The organism is Ralstonia sp. RL (assembly GCF_001683835.1).
Taxonomy (GTDB): Bacteria; Pseudomonadota; Gammaproteobacteria; order Burkholderiales; family Burkholderiaceae; genus Ralstonia; species Ralstonia mannitolilytica.
Map to the genome: position 1 here is coordinate 1 of NZ_LWRX01000023.1, position 17355 is coordinate 17355.

Sequence of the window (17355 nt, forward strand, 5' to 3'; positions counted from 1 at the left end):
GGCGCAGTCGTCCAAGGCGCAGATCCTGGGCCTGGCCAACGCCGGCGGCGACACGATCAACTCGATCAAGGCCGCCAAGGAATTCGGCATCACCAAGTCGATGAAGATCGCCGGCCTGCTGATGTTCATCAACGACGTGCATAGCCTCGGTCTGCAGACGGCCGAAGGCCTGTTGATGACCGACAGCTGGTACTGGGACACCAACGACGCCACGCGCAAGTTCGCCAACCGCTACTTCATGAAGATGAAGAAGATGCCGAGCAGCCTGCAGGCGGCGGATTACTCGGCGGTGTCGAACTACATCAAGGCGGTGGCCGCGGCCGGCACGGACGATCCGGACAAGGTCATCGCGCAGCTGAAGAAGACGAAGCTGGACGACTTCTACGCCAAGGGCATGATCCGCGCCGACGGCCGCTATGTGCACGACATGTACCTGATGCAGGTGAAGACGCCGGCCGAATCGAAGAAGCCATGGGATTACCTGAAGGTGGTGGCGACCATCCCGGGCGACCAGGCCTTCACCACGCCGGCCGAGTCGAAGTGCTCGCTGATGAAGAAGTAAGCGCGTAAGCAATCGGGTGCCGCCGTCCGCGCGGATGGCGGTGCCCTCAACGTTGTGTTGGTGTTCTTTCCCTGACCGCGATGGAAATCTTTGGCGTTCCGCTACCGGCCATGCTCAGCCAGCTGCTGCTGGGTCTGGTCAACGGTTCCTTCTATGCGATGTTGAGCCTGGGCCTTGCGGTCATCTTCGGGCTGCTCAACGTCATCAATTTTGCGCACGGGGCGCTCTTCATGCTGGGTGCGGTGCTCACGTGGATGGGCTTCTCGTACCTGGGCGTGCCGTACTGGGCGATGCTCGTGCTGTCGCCGCTGGTGATCGGGCTGCTGGGCGTGATGATCGAGCGCACGCTCCTGCGCCACATCTACAAGCTGGACCACCTGTACGGCCTGCTGCTCACGCTGGGCGTGACGCTCGTTATCGAAGGCGTGTTCCGCGCCATCTACGGCGTCTCGGGCCTCCCGTACAGCACGCCCGACCTGCTGCAGGGCGCCACGGACCTCGGCTTCATGGTGCTGCCGAACTACCGGGCCTGGGTGGTGCTGGCCTCGCTGGTGGTGTGCTTCGCCACGTGGTTCATGATCGAGAAGACGAAGCTCGGCGCGTATCTGCGTGCCGGCACCGAGAACCCGAAGCTCGTCGAAGCGTTTGGCGTGAACGTGCCGCTGATGGTCACGCTCACCTACGGCTTCGGCGTGGCGCTGGCGGCGTTTGCGGGCGTGCTGGCGGCACCCGTCATCCAGATCTCGCCGCTGATGGGCCAGAGCATGATCATCACCGTGTTTGCGGTGGTGGTGATCGGCGGCATGGGGTCGATCATGGGCTCGATCGTCACCGGCCTCGGGCTGGGCGTGATCGAGGGGCTGACCAAGGTGTTCTATCCGCAGGCGTCGTCCACGGTGGTGTTCGTGATCATGGTGCTGGTGCTGCTGGTGCGGCCGGCGGGCCTGTTCGGTAAAGAGAAATAAGCGGCGCTATGCAAAACACCTCTTCCCTCAAATATGTGTTGTACGGCCTGCTGCTGGTCGCGCTGATTGCCGCGCCGCTGGTGGGGGCGTATCCGGTCTTCGTCGCCAAGCTGCTGTGCTTTGCGCTGTTTGCCTCCGCCTTCAACCTGCTGCTCGGCTACACGGGGCTGCTGTCGTTCGGGCATGCGGCGTTCTTTGGCGGCGCGGGCTACGTGGCCGGCTACCTGATGCGCGATCTGCATGTCACGCCGGAGCTCGGCCTGCTGGCCGGCACGGCGGCGGGTGCGCTCATCGGCCTGGTAGTGGGTCTGCTCGCCATCCGGCGCCAGGGCATCTACTTCGCGATGATCACGCTGGCGCTGGCGCAGATGTTGTACTTCTTCTGCCTGCAGGCGCCGTTCACCGGCGGCGAAGACGGCCTGCAAGGCGTGCCGCGCGGCAAGCTGTTCGGCGCGCTCGACCTGTCGTCGGACATGACGCTGTACTACGTGGTGCTGGTGATCGTGGCAGCGGCGTTCCTGCTGATCGTGCGCACGATCCACTCGCCGTTCGGACAGATTCTGAAGGCCATCAAGGAGAACGAGCCGCGCGCCACGTCCCTCGGCTACGACACCGATCGCTTCAAGCTGCTCGCCTTCGTGCTGTCGGCGGCGCTCACGGGCCTCGCGGGCTCGCTCAAGACGCTGGTGCTGGGCTTCGAGACGCTGACCGACGTGCACTGGTCGATGTCCGGCTCGGTGATCCTGATGACGCTGGTGGGCGGCCTCGGTATTCTGTCGGGCCCGCTGCTTGGCGCGGCGCTGGTGATCGCGCTGGAAAACAAGCTCGGCGACATCGGCAGCTTCCTGGCCGGCGCCACGGGCATCGACGGCTTCAACGTGCTCGGTGAATCCGTGACGACGGTGACGGGCGCGATCTTCGTGATCTGCGTGCTGACCTTCCGCCGGGGCATCATGGGGGAGATCGCCGCCCGGGTGCCGTGGCTGCGGCGTTGACGCCACAATAGGCGAAGATGCCGGTAAATTTCACCCGAACGGCTGATCTTGGTGCCTGATGCACCGTAAGGGTTTGCTCTAGTTGCTGCATTGCGGTGCATCTTTTACAGTCGCGTTACGGTTTTCGCACGAGATAAATGAGGCGGGAGCGAGGAGACGACAGCACACACCGCACGAAACGGTGGAGATGCTAAATAAAACAGAGGCCCTGCCGGGTGATCCCCGGCAGGGCCTTTTAGTTTGTGCGCTCGCCTTTCGCGAGGGCGCCGGCCAGCAGCGCACGGCCCCGGGCGCTGACCGTCACCAACTGCAGCCCCGGCGCGGAGTCGGGCACGCAGTCCACCAGCCCGTCGATGCAGGCATCCTCCCAGATCGACAAACGCGGGCACGACGTCCGCCACGTTTCCAGCACTTCAGCATAGGGCCGCGGCCGCTCGGCCAGCGACTGCAGCAATTGCAGGGTGAGGGCGTGTGTCGGATCGGCCATGGCGGGCTCCGTGGGGTGACGCATCCATTCTGGTTCGCGCCAATTCGCAAGAGAAATGCATTCGGTGTCGACGCCTATGCGCGCGCTGCATGACAATGGCGCCTTCGCCTGAGCCGCCCATGACGTTCTCCACTCGCCTTGCCACGCCCGAAGACCGGCCGCGCCTGCTGGCCGCCGTCGCGTCGACCGCCTCGCCGCTGCAGGCCGCGCATGCCGTCGATACGCTGCTCGCCCATCCGAGCGTGCATCCGTGCTTCCTCGTTGAAATGGGTGAAGAGCTGGCCGGGGTGGCACCCATCACGCTCGTGCCGCATCTGGCGCTCGGCGGTTTGGTGGCGTGGTTGCCCGTCGGCGTGATGGTGCTTTCCGGTGACACGGCCACGCGCGATGCGGCCCTGGCGGCCGTCAATGAGTACGCCAGGGCACATGGCATACTCCACGTCCTGTTGCCGCCCGCGGCGCTTTCGGCTGAAGACGCCGCAGCGCTCGGCTTTGCGCCCGACGCATCGGGCTGCTGGCGGCGCAGCGCACGCCCCTCGCCCAAGTCGCTGGGCTAATCCTTCCCGTTTCATTTCTCCTGATGGAATTCGCTTTGCTCGCCGTGGCCGGCTTTCTGGCTGGCCTGATCGATGCCGTGGCCGGTGGCGGTGGCCTGGTGCAGATCCCCGCGCTGTTCTCGGCGTATCCGAACGTCGCGCCCGCCACGCTCATCGGCACCAACAAGGTCGCCTCGATGTCGGGCACGGCGACGGCGGCGGTGCGCTACGGCCGCACAGTGCGCATTTACTGGGGCGCGACGGCGCCGGCGGTGGTCACGGCGTTTGTGTTCTCGCTGCTCGGCGCGTGGGCGCTCACGCATATTCCGGCCGAGCCGCTGCGCCGTGCGCTGCCATTCGTGCTGGCGGTGCTGCTCGTCTACACGGTGGCCAAGAAGAACCTGGGCGCCGATCACGCCCCGAGCCTCAAGGGCTGGCGCGAGCGCGCGGCGGCATTGCTGGCCGGCGCGGCCATCGGTTTCTACGACGGCGTGTTTGGCCCGGGCACCGGCAGCTTTCTGATGATCGTGTTCGTGCGTGTGTTCGGCTACGACTTCCTGCACGCATCGGCGTCCACCAAGATCGTCAACCTGGCGACCAACGTGGCGGCCTTGCTGCTGCTGGCCGCCAAGGGCCATGTGTGGTGGCAGCTCGGCATCGTGATGGCGGTGGCCAACGTGGCCGGCAACCAGGTGGGCAGTCACCTCGCGCTGCGGCACGGCAGCCGCTTCGTGCGCAAGGTGTTCATCGTGGTGGTGCTGGCGTTGATTATGAAGACGGCTTACGACGCCTTCATCCGTTGAGTTGCTTCTCGAGCGCCACGCTGCGCTCGGTAACGACATCGCCCGTGTGCTGCGTGGTTACGGTTTCGATCAGCATGATTCCGCATTCTTCGTCGGCCACCGGAAAGTGACGCACGCCGCGCGGCACGACGCAGAATTCGCCGGGGCCGAGGTGCACATCGGCGCGGTCTTCGAAAGCGATTTTCAAGTGGCCGTAGACCACGAAGAACAGCTCGTCTTCATTCGGGTGGTCATGCCAGACGAACTCACCTTTGAGCTTGGCGACCTTGATGTATTGGTCGTTGACCTGGCCGACGACGCGCGGGGACCAATAGTGCGTGACCTGTTCCAGCGCCTGCGTGACCTGTACGGCGTGTCCTGCGAGCATGATGCGCTCCGATGTGTGGGAAGGCACTGAAGATAAGGGCGGGCGCCGTGCATTCCCAACCAAACTTTCTAATCGCGCCGATCACGCGGGCTAATGCGCGGTGCGTTGTCACCGTGTTGCCGCACGGGCGCGCTACGCTGCAAGGTTCCGCTTTTACCCACGCAGCATCATGGCCCTGAGTCTCGACGACATCCGCACGCTGTTCGACCGCCACGGCAACATTGCCTACAGCGGCGAGCCCGTCACGCAACGCGAACATGCCCTGCAGACGGCGGCGTTGGCGGAGGCGGCCGGCGCGTCGGATGCGCTGATCACGGCGGCGCTGCTGCACGACCTCGGCCATTTGCTGAACCCGCAGGGCGAGACGCCGACCGCCCACGGCATCGACGATCAGCACCAGTACTTTGCGCTGCCGTTTCTGCGTGCGACGTTTCCCGATGCCGTGCTGGAGCCGATCCGCCTGCATGTGGATGCCAAGCGCTGCCTGTGCGCGATAGATGCGCATTACTACGCGCGCCTCTCAGCCGATTCCGTACGGAGCCTGGCATTGCAGGGCGGTGTGTTTTCGGCGCAGGAAGCCGAGGCCTTCATGCAGCGTCCGTACGCTGCCGATGCGCTGCAGCTGCGCCAGTGGGACGACCTCGCCAAGGTGGCCGGGCAGCGCACGCCTGATCTTGCGCACTTCCTGGCGACGGCGGCGCGGGTTTCAGCGGCAGCCTAGGCTGCGCAGCGTCGCGCCAACGGCTTCGTCCCACGGCGTATGCGGTTCGGCGCCCAGCGTCTGCACGAGCTTGGCGTTGTCCATGCGCACCGGGTGCTGCCACAGGTAACGCATTTCGCGCATCTCACGCAGCATCTCGGAAAACGGCGACAGCACCGGCAGGGCCCACCACGGGAACGCGCGCGTCTTGACCGGCCGGCCCACGACGCGCCCGATGGACGCGGCCATCTGCGTGCCGTCGGCATCCCAGTGGCCGCGCATGTGATAGACCGCGAAGTCGGGCAGACGGTCGCCTAGCTCGACCAGGCGCAGCATCGTCTCGGCCACGTCGGGCAGATAGGCCCACTGGTGGCCGATGCCGGCCGCGCCCGGATAGGTGATGGTGCGGACGGACTTGCCCGGCTTGACCAGCGCGCCGGCAAACCACGTGTTGCCCGTGTGTGGCCCGAAGAAATCGCCTGCGCGCACGATCAGGCTGCGCACGCCCTCCGCGCTTGCGGCCTGCATGCGACGCTCCAGCTCCACGCGGATCTTGCCCTTGCGGGTGAGCGGCGCCTGCGCCGTGGTTTCACGCAGCACCGGGAACGTCTCGGGCCCAAAGTTGTACACCGTCCCGGGCAGCACGATGCGTGCGCCCGAAGCGCGGGCCGCGGCAATGGTGTTGTCGATCATCGGAAGCACCTGCCCGGCCCAGTTCTTGTAGCCCGGCGGGTTGACGGCGTGGATGATCAGTTCCGCGCCTTGCGCCGCGCCAACCACGTCTTCGCGCACCATCGCGTCGCCGCGAATCCACTCGAACGCGGCGTTGCGGTTGGTCAGCGCCTCCGGATTGCGCTGCAGCGCCCGCACATGCCAGCCGCGTGCCACCAGCCGACGGGCCACTTCACCGCCGATGCCGCCGGTGGCGCCCAGTACCAATGCGATGCGTTTTGCCTGTTCGTTTGCCTGTTCCATGACCGTGCTCCTGAAGTGTGGGAGAGCGTTGCGATGGACGCATTCTGGGCGCGACTGTGCTTCAATGGAATTGTTGATGATGAGCATGCAGCTATACGAATTTGTATGAGCAGAACTGAGCCCGGCTGGGAGTTGTATCGGACGTTTCTTGCCGTTGTGCGAGAAGGATCGCTGTCGGGCGCCGCCCGCGCGCTGGGGCTGACGCAGCCCACGGCGGGGCGGCATGTCGATGCGCTCGAACGGGCGCTGGGCATGTCGCTCTTCATCCGAACGCAGCAGGGGCTGAGCCCCACAGAAGCGGCGCTATCGCTGCGGCCGTTTGCGGAATCGCTCGAAGCCACGAGCGCCGCCTTGCTGCGCGCCGCGTCCAGCCAGGGCGAGGGCGTGCGCGGCACCGTGCGCATCACCGCCAGCGAGGTCGTGGCGGTGGAGGTGCTGCCGCCCATCCTCGCCGATCTGCACGCCGCCTATCCGGAGCTGACGCTCGAGCTGGTGCCCTCGAACCGGTTGGAAGACCTGCTGCGCCGCGAGGCGGACATCGCCGTGCGCATGCAGCCACCGAGCCAAGGCGTGCTCGTCGCGCGGCACTTGGGGGAGATTGAATTGGGGCTGTTTGCGCACCAGCGCTATCTGGCGCAGCGCGGTACGCCAACCACGGTGGAAGAACTCGCTGGCCACACGTTGATCGGCTACGACAAGGAGAACGCATTCCTGCGCAGCGTGCGAGCGCAGTTCCCGTGGATCCAACGCAACCGCTTCGCACTGCGCACCGACAGTGACCTGGCTGCAATTGCTGCGCTGCGCGCCGGCTTTGGCATCGGCTTCTGCCAGGTCGGCCTGGTGCGGCACAACGCAGATCTGGTTCGGCTGTTCAGCGATCAGGTTTCCATCACGCTCGACACCTGGCTTGCCATGCACGAAGACCTGCGTGACAGCCCGCGCTGCCGCGTCGTGTTTGATGCGTTGGCGACGGGGCTGCTGCGTTACATCAACGGCGATTGATCGATCGCGTTGTCAGCGGCCCTGGCGCAATGGCTCGAGCAGGCCCTTCAGGCCGTTGTGATCCAGCTCCTGCATCAACGCGAGCAAGCGGCCAATCTGCCCCGGCGGAAAGCCCTCGCGCGCAAACCAGTTGAGGTAATGGCCCGGCAGGTCGGCAATCAGGCGGCCCTTGTACTTGCCGAAGGGCATTTGCGTGGTGACGAGGCGTTGGAGGTCTTCGGGGTTCATGGGCGCTATTGTGCCCCCGATGCGGGGACGAACTTAGGCACCTGCTCCAGCAAATGCCCCACAAAACCAGAGAGCTTCGGCAGCGGCCGCCGATCCTGCCGATACACGACATGAATCGGCCGCGGTTCGGGCGCATACGCCTGCAGCACGCGCACGAGTCGGCCGCTGGCCAGGTCTTCGGCGACGAGCACTTCGGGCTGCAGCAACAGACCGGCTCCGGCAACCGCGGCCGCGCGCAAGCCATGGCCGTCGTTGCAGGTGAAGGCCGGGTCGTCGCGCCAGGGCGTGGCGCCGCTCCAGCCGGCAAGCTGCCACGCATTGCGGTTGTTCCACACCATGTGCGACAGGCAGCGATGCTGCGGCAGGTCGGCCGGCGTTTCCGGTCGGCCGTACCGCGCCAGGTACTCCGGCGACGCGCAGATGACCATGCGATACACACACAGCGGCTTGGCAACCAGATCGGCATCGCCCAGGGGCCCGATGCGGATGGCGAGATCGAACCCTTCGTCGACGAGATCGACCATGCTGTTGCTGAGGTTCAACTCCACGCGCACCTGCGGATGCGCCTGCTGGAACGTCGCGGCCAGTGGCGCGATCACGCACGCGCCGAACGTGGTCGGCGCGCTCACGCGCAGCGTGCCCGAAGGCGACGCGCGCAGCCGTTCGACGGACGTTTCCGCCCAGCGCACCTGTTCGAGCACGCGCTTGGCATCTTCGTAGAAGACGCGTCCGGCGTCGGTCAGGCTCTGGCGGCGCGTGCTGCGCTGGAGCAGGCGCGCGCCCAGTTGTGACTCCAGCGCGCTCACATACTTGCCGACCATCACCGCAGACATCTCCAGCCGTGCCGCGGCCTCGGTGAAGTTGCCGCTTTCCACCACCGCGACGAAGGTCTCCATGCTGCGCAGCTTGTCCATATTCCGAACCATTGATTTGGAATGCCCGAAGGTATCACGGCTTTATCGCATGAAGGGTTCGGCCAAGAATAGGCGCCATTCCACCGGATTTGCGAAGGAGCACAGCATGAAAATCGTCGTGATTGGCGCCAGCGGCACACTGGGCCGCGCCGTGGTGGCGGAGCTGGAGCAGGGCGGTACGCATGAGGTCATCCGCGTCGGCCGCACGCAGGGCGAGCATCAGGTCGACATCACCAACGCAGACAGCGTGGCGGCGCTGTTCGACAGGCTTGGCCGCGTCGACGCCATCGTCTCCACTGCGGGCAATCTGTTCTTCGGGCCGCTGAGCAAGATGACGGCCGCCGATTTCAACGTTGGCCTGCAGGACAAGCTGCTTGGCCAGGTGCGCCTGGCGCTGGTCGGTCAGCATTATCTGAACGACGGCGGCTCGATCACGCTGACGACCGGCATCGTGGGGCAGGAGCCGATCGCACAAGGCGCCAACGCCACTGCGGTGAACGCGGGCGTGGAGGGCTTTGTGCGCGCCGCCGCGTGCGAGCTGCCGCGCGGCATCCGCATCAACGCGGTGAGCCCGACGGTGCTGACCGAATCCATGGAAGCATATGGCCCGTTCTTCCCAGGCTTCGAGCCGGTCTCGGCAGCGCGCGCGGCGTTGGCGTATCGGCGCAGCGTGGAGGGCGTGCAGAGCGGCCGGGTGTACCGCGTGGGCTGAGTCCGCCCAGGTCGTGAACACGTTAAGTTTCGGGGTATCTCCCCCTTGCCCGCGTGGCGTGACTCCTTCTAGACTCGTTCATCCCCGACCCATCGGTCGGTCAATCGCAGATTCAGGGCGGGCGCAGACCCGCTCGACCTATCTCAGGAGACGGCATGAAGGTATCGCGCGCAACCCGCATTGCACTCGCCGCGACGGCGCTGTTGGCCGGTACGGCATTCGCCCAGGTGAAGGTCGGCATCACGGTGTCGGCCACCGGGCCGGCGGCGTCGCTGGGGATTCCCGAGAAGAACACCGTGGCGCTGCTGCCCAAGGAAATCGCCGGCAAGAAGGTCGAGTACATCGTGCTCGACGATGCGTCTGACACGACCACCGCCGTCAAGAACACACGCAAGCTCATCACCGAAGACAAGGTCGACCTGGTGATCGGTTCGACTGTCACGCCCAACTCCCTGGCGATGGTCGACGTGGTGGCCGAGAACGAAACGCCGATGATCACGCTGGCGGCCTCGGCGCGGATCGTCGAGCCGGTGGACGCCAAGCGCGCGTGGGTCTTCAAGACGCCGCAGAACGATTCGCACATGGCCACCGCCATTGCCGAGCACATGGTCAACCATGGCGTGAAGACCGTCGCGCTGATCGGCTTTGCCGATGCCTATGGCGATTCGTGGGCGCAGGAGTTCGACAAGGTGGCGGGGCTGCGCAAGCTGAAGGTTGTCGCCAACGAGCGGTTTGCGCGCACCGATACGTCGGTGACGGGCCAGGTGCTGAAGATCATGGCGGCCAATCCGGATGCGGTGCTGATCGCAGGCTCAGGTACGCCGGCCGCGTTGCCGGAGCGTGCGCTGAAGGAGCGCGGCTACAAGGGCAAGCTGTACCAGACGCACGGTGTGGCGAATGCCGATTTCCTGCGCGTGTGCGGCAAGGATTGCGAAGGCACGTTCCTGCCGGCCGGGCCTATCCTCGTGGCCGAGCAATTGCCCGACAGCAACCCGGTGAAGAAGCCGGCGCTGGCGTACAAGACCGCGTATGAGAAGGCCTACGGCGGCCAGGTCTCCACCTTCGGCGGGCACATGTGGGATGCCGGTCTGCTGCTCGCCCATGCGCTGCCCGAGGCGCTGAAGAAGGGTCAGCCGGGCACGCCGGCGTTCCGCAAGGGCCTGCGCGACGCGATGGAGACGACCACCAACCTCGCCATCTCGCACGGCGTGATGAACATGAACCCGAAGGACCACCTTGGCCTGGACCAGCGCTCGCGCGTGATGGTCGAGATCAAAGACGGCAAGTGGAAGCTGCAGAACTGACGGCGCTTCGCCTTCATCGCCGCACGCAAAACGCACGGTCCGCGCCGTGCGTTTTTGCTGTGAGGGCTCAGGCTTCGACCACGCTTTGCGGGACTGGCGCCGCGCTGCCTTCGGGCAGGGCGGCCTGAATCTCGGCGAGATCCGCGTCGCTCAGCTTCAGGTCTGCCGCGCCGAGCAGGCCATCGAGCTGATCCGGCCGCCGCACGCCGACGATCGCACCCGTGACCACCGGCTTGCGCAGCGTCCAGGCGATGGCGACTTCCGCCGGTGTCCTGCCGTACCGTGCGCCCACGCCACGCAGCACTTCCACGAGGGCCAGGTTGCGTGTCAGATTGGGCTCTTGGAACTCGGGGCTGCGTTGCGCGCGCCAATCATTGGCGGGCAGCGCGGCGATGCGCTCGCGCGTCATGCGCCCGGACAGCAGCCCCGATTGCAGCGGCGAGTACACGATGTTGCCGATGCCATGGGCCGCCGTGTACGGCAGGATCGAGGCCTCGATGCCGCGCATCAGCAGCGAGTAGGGCGGCTGCAGGGACGCAATGGGCGCCACCGCGCGGGCGCGTTCCAACTGCGCCGCATCGAAGTTCGACACCCCGATGTGGCGGATCTTGCCCGCCTTGCGCGCCGCGTCCAGCGCCGCGATGGCTGCTTCGATCGACTGCTCGGGTGCCCCGGGCGGGAAGGCCGGCCAGTGGATCTGGTACAGGTCGATCGCGTTCACGTTCAGGCGGCGCAGGCTCTCGTCGATTTCACGTGAAAGCGATGCGGGGTCGAGCGAATGCGAAATCCGCCCCTGCGCATCCCACACCAGCGAGCCCTTGGTGAACACGTACGGGCGCAGTTCTGCGGGCAGCTCGCGCAGCGCGCGGCCGACCACCGTTTCGGCGTGGCCGAGCCCATAGGCGGCCGCCGTGTCGATCCAGTTGATGCCGGCATGCGCGGCCGCTGCGATGGCGCGGATGGTGTCTCCGTCATCCTGCGCGCCCCAGCCGTATTCCCAGTTGCCGCCGCCCGAGGCCCATGTGCCGAAGCCCAAGGGCGAGATGTGCAGGTCCGATTGGCCGAGTTGTCGTGTTTGCATGGCGATGTCCTTCTGAGGTGGAAAGAGGAGTCGCCAGTCTAGGCAGCGCCGGCGTGTGAATTAAGTGGATAGAATCGGATGCACTATGAAGAGGACATTCACAATCGACCCGGACCTGCTGCCTGCGCTCGACGCGCTGCGCCGCGTGGCGGAGGCCGGCAGCTTCACGCACGCGGCGGCGGCGCTGGACGTGTCCACGTCGGCGTTGTCGCAGACGATCCGACGGCTGGAATCGGCGCTCGGGGCGCAGTTGCTCGCGCGCACCACGCGACAGGTGAGCGTGACCGAAGCAGGGGAGGCGCTGCTCGCGGTGGTGCGGCCGAGTCTCGATGCGCTGTACGGCGCCATGGCGGAGGTAGGCGAGCGTGCGACCGAGCCGCGCGGCACGTTGCGCGTGACGGCCTCGCGGGTCGCGTATCACGCCGTGCTGCAGCCGGCGCTGGCAGACTTCCTGTCGCGGTATCCGCGTATTGAACTGGAGGTATCGGTGGACGATGGGCTCTCCGCCATCGTCGCAGACCGCTTCGATGTCGGCATCCGCTTTGGAGAGCGCGTGGAGCACGACATGGTGAGCGTGCCGATCGGGCCGGCCCGGCGGATTGCGGTCGTGGGCAGCCCCGCCTATCTGCACGCGCACGGCGCGCCCGACACCCCGGATGCGCTGCGCGAGCACCGTTGCATCCGCTACCGCTTTCCGAGCAGCGGCGCGTTGTACGCGTGGGAGTTTGGCGAGCCCGGACCGGGCGGCGCAATCCAGACGGTGGATGTGGCGGGCGGCCTGGTGACCAACGACGTGCTGGCGATGGTCGATGCGGCGCGACGGGGGATCGGGCTCGCGCATGTGCTGGAAGACCTCGTCGCCGAGGACTTGGCGGCTGGGAGGCTGGTCCGCGTGCTCGAAGCGTGGTGCCCGGCCTTGTACCGTTTCCATCTCTATTTTCCACGCATGCCGCAGATGCCGGGCAAGCTGCGCACCTTCATCGATTTCCTCCGCGCCGGTGCCGGAGCCACGCCAGCGTTGAAGTGTTTCACGTGAAACACAGTCGCTTCCAGGGAAGCGGTGCATGTTTCACGTGAAACACAAAACGCGCACGAATTTCACGCCGATTGCCGCATCGTCGAACAGCGGGGTAGGTGGACGACTTATAATTCCGCTTCTTCAAATTCCGATGCCTCCATGCGAGGAGGAAGCCATGCTGTATCCAATTGAGTTCGATGTGATCGTGGTGGGCGGCGGACACGCCGGCACCGAGGCCGCGCTGGCGGCCGCGCGCATGGGTTGCCAGACCCTGCTGCTGACGCACAACATCGAGACGCTGGGGCAGATGAGCTGCAACCCGTCCATCGGCGGCATTGGCAAGGGTCATCTCGTCAAGGAAGTCGACGCGCTCGGCGGCGCCATGGCCATCGCCACGGACGAGGGCGGGATCCAGTTCCGCATCCTCAATTCCAGCAAGGGGCCGGCTGTCCGTGCGACACGCGCCCAGGCGGACCGTGTGCTGTACAAGGCGGCCATCCGTCGCCGGCTGGAAAACCAGCCGAACCTGATGCTGTTCCAGCAGGCCGTGGAAGATCTGCTGGTGGAAGGCGATCGCGTCGTCGGCGCGGTGACGCAGGTTGGCGTGCAGTTCCGTGCGCGCGCTGTTGTGCTGACCGCGGGGACGTTCCTGGACGGCAAGATCCACGTCGGCTTGAACAACTACACCGGCGGCCGCGCGGGCGACCCGGCAGCGGTGTCGTTGTCGGCGCGCCTGAAGGAGTTGAAGCTGCCGCAAGGGCGCCTGAAGACGGGCACGCCGCCGCGCATCGATGGCCGGACCATCGATTTCTCGGTCCTGGAAGAGCAGCCCGGCGACCTCGATCCGGTGCCGGTGTTCTCGTTCATGGGCCGCGCCGACATGCACCCACGACAGGTGCCGTGCTGGGTCACGCACACCAACGAGCGCACGCACGACATCATCCGCGCCGGCCTGGACCGCTCGCCTATGTATACCGGTGTGATCGAAGGAGTGGGGCCGCGCTACTGCCCGAGCATCGAAGACAAGATTCACCGCTTCGCCAGCAAGGACAGCCACCAGATCTTCCTGGAGCCGGAAGGCCTCACGACGAACGAGTTCTACCCGAATGGCGTATCGACGAGCCTGCCGTTCGACGTGCAGTTGGACCTGATCCATTCGATGCGTGGCCTGGAAAACGCCCACATCCTGCGCCCCGGCTACGCCATCGAATACGACTACTTCGACCCGCGTGCACTGAAGGCGTCGCTGGAATCGAAGGCGATCTCTGGTCTGTTCTTCGCCGGCCAGATCAACGGCACCACAGGTTACGAAGAGGCGGCGGCCCAGGGGCTGCTCGCCGGTATCAATGCGGGTCTGCAGGTGCAGGGCAAGGAGGCGTGGACGCCGCGTCGCGACCAAGCCTATCTGGGCGTGCTGGTTGACGATCTCATCACGCGTGGTGTGACGGAGCCGTACCGCATGTTCACCAGCCGTGCCGAATTCCGCCTGAGCCTGCGCGAAGACAACGCGGACATGCGCCTGACTGAGATCGGCCGCCAACTCGGTGTGGTCGACGATGCCCGTTGGGATGCCTTCAACCGCAAGCGCGACGCTGTTTCACGTGAAACAGAGCGCCTGAAGTCGACATGGGTGAACCCGGCCACACTGCCCCGGGAACATGCCGAGCCCGTCCTAGGGAAGGGGATCGAGCGCGAATATGCGCTGGCCGACCTGCTGCGTCGCCCGAACGTCACGTATGAATCGCTGGTGGGCATGCAGGGTGGCAAGTACGCGCCCGAAGTGCCGCTGGCGGAGGACCCGTTGCTCGCGGAGCAGATTCGCGAGCAGATCGAGATCGGCATCAAGTACCACGGTTACATCGCGCGCCAAGCGGATGAAGTCGAGCGCCTCGGGGCGAACGAGAACACCCGCCTGCCGGCCGATTTTGATTACTCGCAGGTGCGCGGCCTGTCGATCGAAGTGCAGCAGAAACTCGCCAAGCACAAGCCCGAGACCATCGGCCAGGCATCGCGTATCTCCGGCATCACGCCGGCTGCGGTGTCGCTGCTGCTGGTGCACTTGAAGAAGGGCGTGCTGCGCGGCCGGGCCGGCCCGCGGCCGGCCGCGGAAGGTGAGGCGGCCTGATGCCCAATGCATTGACGGACGCCCGGGCGGAGCTCGAAGCCGGCACGCACGCCCTTGGCCTGTCGCTGGATGCCGCGCAACTGGATCGGTTGCTGGCGTACCAGGGGCTGCTGGCCAAGTGGAACCGCGTCTACAACCTGACTGCCATCCGCGATGCGGGCGACATGCTGACGCATCATCTGCTGGATTCGCTGTCGGCCGTGTCGCGCATCGCAGCGCTGGTGCGCCGCGCGCAGCCTGACGCGCCGCGCGTCCTCGATGTCGGCTCGGGCGGCGGGCTGCCCGGCATTCCGCTGGCCATCGCGTGCCCGGACGTGAGCGTCACGATGGTCGACATCGTGCAAAAGAAAACGGCGTTTCTCACGCAATGCCGCGCCGAGCTTGGTCTCGCCAACGCCCAGTCGCATTGGGGCCACGTGGAAAAACTGGCAGACGCCACCGGCTACGGCGTCATCACCTCGCGGGCGTTTGCCGAGCTGGTCGACTTCGTGAACCTGGCTGGGCATCTGCTGGCACCGGGCGGCCGCATGGTCGCCATGAAGGGTGTCCGCCCGGATGCCGAGATCGAGCGCCTGCCCGCCGGTTGGGCGGTCGAAGCGATCGAACGTCTGGCCGTGCCGGGGCTGCCGGCCGAGCGTCATCTGGTCATCCTCGCGCCGTCGGCGTGAGTCGAACGCTGTTAGCGAGTCATTCACCGCAGAGGAGTCATGTCGAATATTTTCGTGATCGCCAACCAGAAGGGCGGGGTCGGCAAGACCACCACCACGGTGAACCTCGCGGCCGGCCTGGCTGCGCAAGGGCAGCGCGTGCTGCTGGTCGACCTCGATCCGCAGGGCAACGCTTCGATGGGCTCCGGCATCGACAAGCACACGCTGGAGTTCAGCGTCTACCAGGTGCTGGTTGGCCTGGCGACGATCCCGCAGGCGCGCCAGCGCTCGGAAGCCGGCCGCTATGACGTGCTTCCCGCCAACCGCGACCTGGCTGGCGCGGAAGTCGAGCTGGTCGACCTCGAGCATCGCGAAAACCGCCTCAAGCTTGCACTGGCCGAGGTGGATGCTCAGTACGACTTCGTCCTCATCGATTGCCCGCCGTCGCTGTCGCTGCTCACGCTCAACGGCCTGTGCGCCGCGCACGGCGTGGTCGTGCCGATGCAGTGCGAGTATTTCGCGCTCGAGGGGCTGTCCGACCTGGTCAACACCATCAAGCAGGTGCATGCGAACCTGAACCGCGATCTCAAGGTGATCGGCCTGCTGCGCGTGATGTTCGACCCGCGCGTGACGCTGCAGCAGCAGGTGTCGGCGCAGCTGGAGTCGCACTTTGGCGACAAGGTTTTCAAGACGGTGATCCCGCGCAACGTGCGCCTGGCCGAGGCGCCGTCGTACGGCATGCCCGGCGTTGCGTTCGACCCAGCGTCAAAGGGCGCCAAGGCTTACCTGGATTTCGGCGCCGAGATGATCGCCCGAGTGCGCCACCTGGCCGAACTGCCGGCCTGAGGCACAAGACGCGCAAGAGGAACCACATGAGCACGATGAAGAAAAAGGGATTGGGCCGCGGCCTCGAAGCGCTGCTGGGCAGTCCCGCCGAGATTGTCGAGACGGCCAAGCAGGAAGGTGCGCCCACGGTGCTCAGGCTCGACCAGCTGCAGCCGGGCAAATACCAGCCGCGCACGCGCATGGACGAAGGCGCGCTGCAGGAGCTGGCCGCGAGCATTCGGGCGCAAGGCCTGATGCAGCCGATCCTGGTGCGCAAGGTCGAATCCGACGGGCCGCAGCAGAAGTACGAGATCATCGCCGGCGAGCGCCGCTTCCGAGCCTCGCGCCTGGCCGGGCTGACCGAAGTGCCGGTGCTCGTGAAGGAGGTGCCGGACGAATCCGCCGCCGCCATGGCGCTGATCGAGAACATCCAGCGTGAAGACCTCAACCCGCTGGAAGAGGCCCAGGGCATTGCGCGCCTCGTGCGCGAGTTCCAGTTCACGCACGAACAGGCCGCCGAGTCCGTCGGGCGTTCGCGCAGCGCGGTGTCGAACCTGCTGCGCCTGCTGAACCTGGCGCAGCCCGTGCAGACCATGCTGATGGCTGGCGACCTCGACATGGGCCACGCCCGTGCACTGCTCGCCGTCGATGGCGCCTCGCAAATCACCCTGGCCAACCAGATCGTCAACAAGCGCCTGTCGGTGCGCGAGACGGAAAAGCTGGTCGCGTCGACCCTCAAGCCGTTCGAACTCAAATCGCTCAAGCAGAAGGGCGGTCATCAGAACGGCCGCGACGTTGCGCGGCTGGAAGAAGAACTGGCCGATCTGCTCGGCCTGAGCGTGCAGATCAAGTTGGCCGCCAAGGGCCGCGGTCAGTTGACTGTGCAGTTCGGCAGTCTGGAGGAGTTCGATGGCCTGCTCGAGCGCCTGCGTCCCGGCGGCGGCGACGAAGCGACGGCCTGACCGGCAACCACCGCGCAACTGCGACAGTTTGACGCAGGGTCGGTGGACCGCGCCGCCGCGCCGTTTGCGGGCAGCGGCGCGCACCGTAGCGGTGCAATTACCTCCGGGATCATCGACGCTGCGTCGCGTCGACACCATCATGGAATC

General features: G+C 66.0%; 20 protein-coding genes. 14 read left to right on the top strand and 6 right to left on the bottom strand.

Features of this window, described 5'->3' with window-relative positions; genetic code table 11:
• The 3 genes from A6M56_RS03615 to A6M56_RS03625 all read left to right on the top strand — a co-directional run.
• Nucleotides 1-562 (top strand): ABC transporter substrate-binding protein (locus tag A6M56_RS03615; RefSeq protein ID WP_286757759.1); only part of this gene is annotated, 562 nt, incomplete at its 5' end.
• An 80-nt stretch (nucleotides 563-642) separates the two neighbouring features.
• A complete protein-coding gene (locus A6M56_RS03620; protein WP_102080426.1) occupies nucleotides 643-1527 on the top strand; it encodes a branched-chain amino acid ABC transporter permease in 885 nt (294 codons plus the stop codon).
• 8 nt (nucleotides 1528-1535) lie between these two features.
• Nucleotides 1536-2522: a branched-chain amino acid ABC transporter permease gene (locus A6M56_RS03625; RefSeq protein WP_045785301.1), complete on the top strand. Its 987-nt coding sequence runs from the start codon at nucleotides 1536-1538 to the stop codon at nucleotides 2520-2522.
• A gap of 235 nt (nucleotides 2523-2757) precedes the next feature.
• On the opposite strand, the gene A6M56_RS03630 is transcribed toward A6M56_RS03625, so the two are convergent.
• Entirely contained in the window at nucleotides 2758-3009 is a 252-nt protein-coding gene (locus tag A6M56_RS03630; protein ID WP_045785300.1) for a hypothetical protein, read from the bottom strand.
• A gap of 119 nt (nucleotides 3010-3128) precedes the next feature.
• On the opposite strand from A6M56_RS03630, the gene A6M56_RS03635 reads away from it, so the two are divergent.
• Together A6M56_RS03635 and A6M56_RS03640 are read left to right on the top strand one after the other, a co-directional pair.
• The gene (locus A6M56_RS03635; protein WP_045785299.1) at nucleotides 3129-3566 is read left to right on the top strand and encodes a hypothetical protein; all 438 of its coding nucleotides are present in this window, start codon (nucleotides 3129-3131) and stop codon (nucleotides 3564-3566) included.
• Between the two features lie 23 nt (nucleotides 3567-3589).
• Nucleotides 3590-4348, top strand: a complete 759-nt coding sequence (locus A6M56_RS03640; RefSeq protein WP_045785298.1) for a sulfite exporter TauE/SafE family protein — start codon at nucleotides 3590-3592, stop codon at nucleotides 4346-4348.
• Here the strand turns inward: A6M56_RS03640 and A6M56_RS03645 are convergent.
• Nucleotides 4338-4715, bottom strand: coding sequence for a cupin domain-containing protein (locus A6M56_RS03645; RefSeq protein ID WP_045785297.1), 378 nt, complete (start codon nucleotides 4713-4715; stop codon nucleotides 4338-4340). The genes A6M56_RS03640 and A6M56_RS03645 overlap by 11 nt on opposite strands.
• A gap of 169 nt (nucleotides 4716-4884) precedes the next feature.
• Between A6M56_RS03645 and A6M56_RS03650 the strand changes: the two genes are divergently transcribed.
• Nucleotides 4885-5436 (top strand): phosphonate degradation HD-domain oxygenase, encoded by a 552-nt coding sequence (locus A6M56_RS03650; protein WP_102080425.1) that lies wholly within the window; start codon nucleotides 4885-4887, stop codon nucleotides 5434-5436.
• On the opposite strand, the gene A6M56_RS03655 is transcribed toward A6M56_RS03650, so the two are convergent.
• A complete protein-coding gene (locus A6M56_RS03655) occupies nucleotides 5422-6390 on the bottom strand; it encodes an SDR family oxidoreductase (RefSeq protein ID WP_102080424.1) in 969 nt (322 codons plus the stop codon). The genes A6M56_RS03650 and A6M56_RS03655 overlap by 15 nt on opposite strands.
• Nucleotides 6391-6495: 105 nt before the next feature.
• On the opposite strand from A6M56_RS03655, the gene A6M56_RS03660 reads away from it, so the two are divergent.
• The gene (locus A6M56_RS03660; protein WP_102080423.1) at nucleotides 6496-7392 is read left to right on the top strand and encodes a LysR family transcriptional regulator; all 897 of its coding nucleotides are present in this window, start codon (nucleotides 6496-6498) and stop codon (nucleotides 7390-7392) included.
• A 12-nt stretch (nucleotides 7393-7404) separates the two neighbouring features.
• Here A6M56_RS03660 and A6M56_RS03665 read toward each other — a convergent pair whose 3' ends face one another.
• Together A6M56_RS03665 and crgA are read right to left on the bottom strand one after the other, a co-directional pair.
• Complete coding sequence (locus A6M56_RS03665; protein WP_102080422.1) at nucleotides 7405-7620, bottom strand: DUF3820 family protein; 216 nt, start codon at nucleotides 7618-7620, stop codon at nucleotides 7405-7407.
• A gap of 5 nt (nucleotides 7621-7625) precedes the next feature.
• Entirely contained in the window at nucleotides 7626-8534 is a 909-nt protein-coding gene (crgA, locus tag A6M56_RS03670) for a LysR family transcriptional regulator CrgA (protein WP_102080421.1), read from the bottom strand.
• A gap of 106 nt (nucleotides 8535-8640) precedes the next feature.
• Here crgA and A6M56_RS03675 point away from each other — a divergent pair, with 106 nt between their 5' ends.
• Nucleotides 8641-9246 (top strand): short chain dehydrogenase, encoded by a 606-nt coding sequence (locus tag A6M56_RS03675; RefSeq protein ID WP_102080420.1) that lies wholly within the window; start codon nucleotides 8641-8643, stop codon nucleotides 9244-9246.
• Nucleotides 9247-9401: 155 nt separating this feature from the next.
• Nucleotides 9402-10550, top strand: a complete 1149-nt coding sequence (locus A6M56_RS03680; protein ID WP_102080419.1) for an ABC transporter substrate-binding protein — start codon at nucleotides 9402-9404, stop codon at nucleotides 10548-10550.
• A gap of 67 nt (nucleotides 10551-10617) precedes the next feature.
• Here the strand turns inward: A6M56_RS03680 and A6M56_RS03685 are convergent, their stop codons facing one another.
• Nucleotides 10618-11631, bottom strand: a complete 1014-nt coding sequence (locus tag A6M56_RS03685) for an aldo/keto reductase (RefSeq protein ID WP_045785290.1) — start codon at nucleotides 11629-11631, stop codon at nucleotides 10618-10620.
• An 85-nt stretch (nucleotides 11632-11716) separates the two neighbouring features.
• Here A6M56_RS03685 and A6M56_RS03690 point away from each other — a divergent pair, with 85 nt between their 5' ends.
• The 5 genes from A6M56_RS03690 to A6M56_RS03710 all read left to right on the top strand — a co-directional run bounded on the left by A6M56_RS03690 (nucleotide 11717) and on the right by A6M56_RS03710 (nucleotide 17208).
• Nucleotides 11717-12667: a LysR family transcriptional regulator gene (locus tag A6M56_RS03690; RefSeq protein WP_102080418.1), complete on the top strand. Its 951-nt coding sequence runs from the start codon at nucleotides 11717-11719 to the stop codon at nucleotides 12665-12667.
• 157 nt (nucleotides 12668-12824) lie between these two features.
• The gene (gene mnmG, locus A6M56_RS03695; RefSeq protein WP_102080417.1) at nucleotides 12825-14774 is read left to right on the top strand and encodes a tRNA uridine-5-carboxymethylaminomethyl(34) synthesis enzyme MnmG; all 1950 of its coding nucleotides are present in this window, start codon (nucleotides 12825-12827) and stop codon (nucleotides 14772-14774) included.
• A complete protein-coding gene (gene rsmG, locus A6M56_RS03700) occupies nucleotides 14774-15442 on the top strand; it encodes a 16S rRNA (guanine(527)-N(7))-methyltransferase RsmG (RefSeq protein ID WP_102080416.1) in 669 nt (222 codons plus the stop codon). The genes mnmG and rsmG overlap by 1 nt, the downstream gene beginning before the upstream one ends.
• 39 nt (nucleotides 15443-15481) lie before the next feature.
• Nucleotides 15482-16267 (top strand): ParA family protein, encoded by a 786-nt coding sequence (locus A6M56_RS03705; RefSeq protein WP_045785286.1) that lies wholly within the window; start codon nucleotides 15482-15484, stop codon nucleotides 16265-16267.
• A gap of 26 nt (nucleotides 16268-16293) precedes the next feature.
• On the top strand, nucleotides 16294-17208 hold the full coding sequence (locus A6M56_RS03710) for a ParB/RepB/Spo0J family partition protein (RefSeq protein WP_102080415.1): 915 nt from the start codon (nucleotides 16294-16296) through the stop codon (nucleotides 17206-17208).
• Nucleotides 17209-17355 lie beyond the last annotated feature (147 nt).

Excerpts from the sequence above, each read along its gene's own strand:
- A6M56_RS03620 (WP_102080426.1), top strand. The coding sequence starts at position 643 with ATGGAAATCTTTGGCGTTCCGCTACCGGCCATGCTCAGCCAGCTGCTG.
- A6M56_RS03625 (WP_045785301.1), top strand. The coding sequence starts at position 1,536 with ATGCAAAACACCTCTTCCCTCAAATATGTGTTGTACGGCCTGCTGCTG.
- A6M56_RS03630 (WP_045785300.1), bottom strand. The coding sequence starts at position 3,009 with ATGGCCGATCCGACACACGCCCTCACCCTGCAATTGCTGCAGTCGCTG.
- A6M56_RS03635 (WP_045785299.1), top strand. The coding sequence starts at position 3,129 with ATGACGTTCTCCACTCGCCTTGCCACGCCCGAAGACCGGCCGCGCCTG.
- A6M56_RS03640 (WP_045785298.1), top strand. The coding sequence starts at position 3,590 with ATGGAATTCGCTTTGCTCGCCGTGGCCGGCTTTCTGGCTGGCCTGATC.
- A6M56_RS03645 (WP_045785297.1), bottom strand. The coding sequence starts at position 4,715 with ATGCTCGCAGGACACGCCGTACAGGTCACGCAGGCGCTGGAACAGGTC.
- A6M56_RS03650 (WP_102080425.1), top strand. The coding sequence starts at position 4,885 with ATGGCCCTGAGTCTCGACGACATCCGCACGCTGTTCGACCGCCACGGC.
- A6M56_RS03655 (WP_102080424.1), bottom strand. The coding sequence starts at position 6,390 with ATGGAACAGGCAAACGAACAGGCAAAACGCATCGCATTGGTACTGGGC.
- A6M56_RS03660 (WP_102080423.1), top strand. The coding sequence starts at position 6,496 with ATGAGCAGAACTGAGCCCGGCTGGGAGTTGTATCGGACGTTTCTTGCC.
- A6M56_RS03665 (WP_102080422.1), bottom strand. The coding sequence starts at position 7,620 with ATGAACCCCGAAGACCTCCAACGCCTCGTCACCACGCAAATGCCCTTC.
- crgA (WP_102080421.1), bottom strand. The coding sequence starts at position 8,534 with ATGGACAAGCTGCGCAGCATGGAGACCTTCGTCGCGGTGGTGGAAAGC.
- A6M56_RS03675 (WP_102080420.1), top strand. The coding sequence starts at position 8,641 with ATGAAAATCGTCGTGATTGGCGCCAGCGGCACACTGGGCCGCGCCGTG.
- A6M56_RS03680 (WP_102080419.1), top strand. The coding sequence starts at position 9,402 with ATGAAGGTATCGCGCGCAACCCGCATTGCACTCGCCGCGACGGCGCTG.
- A6M56_RS03685 (WP_045785290.1), bottom strand. The coding sequence starts at position 11,631 with ATGCAAACACGACAACTCGGCCAATCGGACCTGCACATCTCGCCCTTG.
- A6M56_RS03690 (WP_102080418.1), top strand. The coding sequence starts at position 11,717 with ATGAAGAGGACATTCACAATCGACCCGGACCTGCTGCCTGCGCTCGAC.
- mnmG (WP_102080417.1), top strand. The coding sequence starts at position 12,825 with ATGCTGTATCCAATTGAGTTCGATGTGATCGTGGTGGGCGGCGGACAC.
- rsmG (WP_102080416.1), top strand. The coding sequence starts at position 14,774 with ATGCCCAATGCATTGACGGACGCCCGGGCGGAGCTCGAAGCCGGCACG.
- A6M56_RS03705 (WP_045785286.1), top strand. The coding sequence starts at position 15,482 with ATGTCGAATATTTTCGTGATCGCCAACCAGAAGGGCGGGGTCGGCAAG.
- A6M56_RS03710 (WP_102080415.1), top strand. The coding sequence starts at position 16,294 with ATGAGCACGATGAAGAAAAAGGGATTGGGCCGCGGCCTCGAAGCGCTG.